This is a genomic window from Actinomycetota bacterium, from assembly GCA_028698215.1.
Lineage (GTDB): Bacteria > Actinomycetota > Humimicrobiia > Humimicrobiales > Humimicrobiaceae > Halolacustris.
Genome location: JAQVDY010000060.1, coordinates 1 through 2989 on the forward strand (window position 1 = coordinate 1; position 2989 = coordinate 2989).

Sequence of the window (2989 nt, forward strand, 5' to 3'; positions counted from 1 at the left end):
GCTTATGCTGGGAATAAAGGAAAATAGGATTGCCTATTTTATTACTTATTTCATTGTTTTTTTAGCAATGTTTCTAGTTACCAGGTTTATAGATAAAAGCTTTAAGATAAGCTGGCCTATCATATCAGTATCATTTTTGGCAATATGTTTGCTAATAGTAATAACATTTGTAATTGCTAAAAAGGTAAGCAAGGAAAGAATTATTACTACCATTGACTAGTTTGTGGCAATTTCCATGTCTAAATCAATACAAGGCGGAGTTCTAATAGTGTAGGTATAAAATAACATTGTATTGATTACAGGGCCAGGGGCAGAAAAATTTTATACTTCAATCTTTCTTCTGCTATCAATCTATTTAAGAATATAAATGAAAGCCGCTATAAAGGGGCTAACCAAAATTGAAATATATATTAAAGTAATCCAGGACTGGTAATCAACATACATCTCTTTAAAGGTCATTTTCCAGGGGTGTTTTATTAGTACCCATCCCAACAAGTCAAATACTATGGTAATAGCGGTCCCATAAAAGAAATAGTACTTACCACCCTCAGTAAAATTCTAAACTAACCTATACCAGATTGGCAGTTTTAGAAATTATTTACCCATATGGACCCAAGTTTTATGGTATCTATTCTAAAATATTTGCTTAACCCTTATTCTTTTTCTAATAATGATAAGGTAAACTATTCTATATTGGTAATTATTCTTGAAGTTATTAAAAACCAACCACCCAAGGTTTATTTTAAGATGAAAACAAAAAGAAATTTAACAATAGCTTTAGTAGCTTTGTTGTTGGTTATTATTGTAATAGCTGGCTTTTCCATATATAAGTTAAGTAAGTCGCGTACATTCCAGGTGTTTGGGGAGCTGGTAAACAGAGTAAATACCAATAAAAAGGCAGTAGCATTAACATTTGATGACGGGCCGTCTTCAAATATAGAAGATGTGCTGGACATACTGGCAGAAAAAAATGTAAAGGCCACTTTTTATGTTATCGGGCAGAATATCGAAACATATCCTGATGAAACAAAGATGATTGTAAGGCAGGGGCATGAACTTGGAAATCATTCCTACTCACATCAACAATTAATTTTTAAATCTAAATCCTTCATCCAGAATGAAATAGATAAAACAAATCAACTTATACGTGGTTCAGGATATGAAGGGAAGATAACATTCCGTCCGCCTAATGGAAAAAAGCTTTTTGTGTTACCCTGGTATCTTTCACAGCAGGGCATTGAAACCATTATGTGGGATGTAGAGCCAGATACCTATTACAGTGGTGATGCAAGTCTTATTGCCCAATATTCAATACAGGCTGCTGGCCGGGGTTCCATTATATTGCTTCATCCTTTTTATGGTAATTATGAAGCTGATGTGGCTGCTTTACCTGATATAATTGACGGTTTAAGAGCCAAGGGTTATGAGTTTAAAACAGTTAGCCAACTGTTGGACTATAGGTAATAGGACCAGTGGTTATAGGATTTATTTAATAAAAGAGGGGCCAAAACGGGGCTAAGGCTGGCCAGGGCGGTAAAATACCAATACTAATAATTATGGAATTAGATAATTTAATAGATTTGCCATAGCTTTTTAGAGGTATAAAAAATTGGATTTTCCACCCCTCAATTTTAGTATTCAATTTTTAAGGCTGGAAAAAAAATATAAAAAAATTTAAATTAATATTATCAGGCAGCATTTATGCCGTTTTGATCCCTAATAGTAAAAAAGATTAACATAAAAATAAATGGCAATTAATATACCTTTTGATATAAAAAATACAATAAACAGCCGCAGGTCTGTCAGGAGTTTTAAAAGCATACCGCTTAGACCGGAAACCTTAAATACAATATCGGAGTTTGCAAACAGGCTGCAATTGCCTTTCTCCTGCAAAACCGAAGCCAGGTTTTTTAAGAGTGAACCGGTAAAACAACTATATCCCACTATTCGGTCGCCAATAGATAATGTGGCATTTTTATCTGAAACCGATATTATTTCTATTGCAAAAACAGGTTTTGTTGGTGAACTGGTGATTCTAATGGCGGAAAGCCTGGGGGTATCCACTTGCTGGTATGGACATTACAGGCTGGAAGAGTTGGAAAGATTGATGCCTCACCTGCAGCACTCCAAGCAGCTGGAGGAAGCTAACCGGGGCTATGGCTATTCCCCGGGGATTACAGAAGGTATCCGGGCCATAAGTATTTCACCATTGGGATATTACCAGGATAAAGGCCTAAGGATGATGGACAGAATAACCAAATCCGCCCTTAGCTTTAAAAGAAAGACAGTAGGGGAACTTTTGGAAAATCCCCAAGACATTGAAAATCTTTCAGGTGATATGCTTTATGCCCTTGATCTGGCCAGAAAAGCGCCATCAGCAGCTAATTCACAAATGTGGCGATTTGGTTTTGAAAATGACTATAAGGCAGTTACTGTCGCCATGCCTGCAGGATATAAGCATTTTAAATGGGAGCATCCTGATGTGGATATTGGTATCTGTGCCAGCCATTTATGGCTGGGGCTTATAGACCGAGGGTACAGCCCCGATACATCAATTTATGAGGATAATGGCCGGGCAGTATTTAAAATATGTTTTTAAAAATTGTTTGCCTTTGGCTTATGGTGAAATTTATATTTTTCCCAGGTAGAAATGAAGAGGGAAAATATATTTAACATTTATCTTATATCAAATACGTGAAGAAATATTTTCATAATAAATATTTTTTTTCATCTCCATCTCTTTACTTGTTTATGGCTATGTTAGTGTTTCTCGCCCTTTTCCCTGCAGCATGCAGAAATGAAAAGATAATATCTTCCATAGATTACCCTTATCCCCGCGGTTACGTAAATGACTATACCCATACAATTTCAGAGGAATGGATGGTAAGAACTGAAGAATTTGTACAAAATGTTGAAAAAGCAACGTCATGCGAGATTGCGGTTGCTGTAATAGATAATCTCCAGGGGTACCCCATAGAGGAGTATGCTA

4 protein-coding genes are annotated in these 2989 nt (G+C 35.9%); all 4 read left to right on the forward strand.

The window, feature by feature from the left end; all coding sequences use genetic code 11:
- Positions 1-220 (forward strand): hypothetical protein (locus tag PHN32_09150; GenBank protein ID MDD3777754.1); only part of this gene is annotated, 220 nt, incomplete at its 5' end.
- Positions 221-747: 527 nt separating this feature from the next.
- A complete protein-coding gene (locus PHN32_09155; protein ID MDD3777755.1) occupies positions 748-1464 on the forward strand; it encodes a polysaccharide deacetylase family protein in 717 nt (238 codons plus the stop codon).
- 283 nt (positions 1465-1747) lie between these two features.
- Complete coding sequence (locus tag PHN32_09160; GenBank protein MDD3777756.1) at positions 1748-2599, forward strand: nitroreductase family protein; 852 nt, start codon at positions 1748-1750, stop codon at positions 2597-2599.
- 158 nt (positions 2600-2757) lie between these two features.
- A partial coding sequence (locus PHN32_09165) for a TPM domain-containing protein (GenBank protein MDD3777757.1) occupies positions 2758-2989 on the forward strand: 232 nt, incomplete at its 3' end.

Excerpts from the sequence above, each read along its gene's own strand:
- PHN32_09155 (MDD3777755.1), top strand. The coding sequence starts at position 748 with ATGAAAACAAAAAGAAATTTAACAATAGCTTTAGTAGCTTTGTTGTTG.
- PHN32_09160 (MDD3777756.1), top strand. The coding sequence starts at position 1,748 with ATGGCAATTAATATACCTTTTGATATAAAAAATACAATAAACAGCCGC.